Genomic DNA, 530 nt, shown 5'->3' with positions numbered 1-530 from the left:
CCTCGTCGAGCATGGTGCGCACCCAGCGCTCCTCGGCGGCCCTGTCTCCGACGTACACCACGTCGGTGGGGCGCCAGACCCAGGCGTGCACCAGTCGCAGGGCCGATCCCCGGCGCTCCGCCTCCTGGGCCGCCCAGTCCGCCGCCGCCGAAGCGTGGTCGGTCCCGTCCAGTCCTGCGGTGATGGTGCCGGACATGTTGCCTCCTGATGCTGCCGCTGGGGAAAGACCCCGGCGGACGGGGTGACGTGATGGTGTGAGCCTCACACGGGGGCGGCCGAGGGCGCTGGGGCCGATCGTCCCTGGTGTCGGTCTGAGCGGCCCTGATCGTGCTGCCCGACGCGGCCTCGAACCGGCGTCGGGCCGGGGTGCCGGAAGGGCCGCCCCCGGGGGGGTGTGCCGTGTAAGCGCGGCGGCATGCCCCGGCGGTCTTCGCCGTCGGCGTCGAGCCGACCGCACGTGCTCACGGGTGAGGGGCCGCTGCCACCACCGGTGCGGCGGCGTGGTGCAGCACCGCGTGCGGGACGAACTC

The 530-nt window shown here is 74.9% G+C and carries 1 protein-coding gene; it reads right to left on the bottom strand.

Annotated elements, in window-relative coordinates:
- Positions 1-196: universal stress protein (locus BFN33_RS49055; RefSeq protein ID WP_176742670.1), on the bottom strand; the 196-nt coding region annotated here is incomplete at its 3' end.
- Positions 197-530: the final 334 nt, after the last annotated feature.

It is taken from the genome of Streptomyces sp. LUP47B (genome assembly GCF_001746295.1).
Taxonomy (GTDB): domain Bacteria; phylum Actinomycetota; class Actinomycetes; order Streptomycetales; family Streptomycetaceae; genus Streptomyces.
The sequence above is the reverse complement of the archived record's forward strand: the minus strand, read 5'-3'. Positions and strand labels throughout refer to the sequence as shown.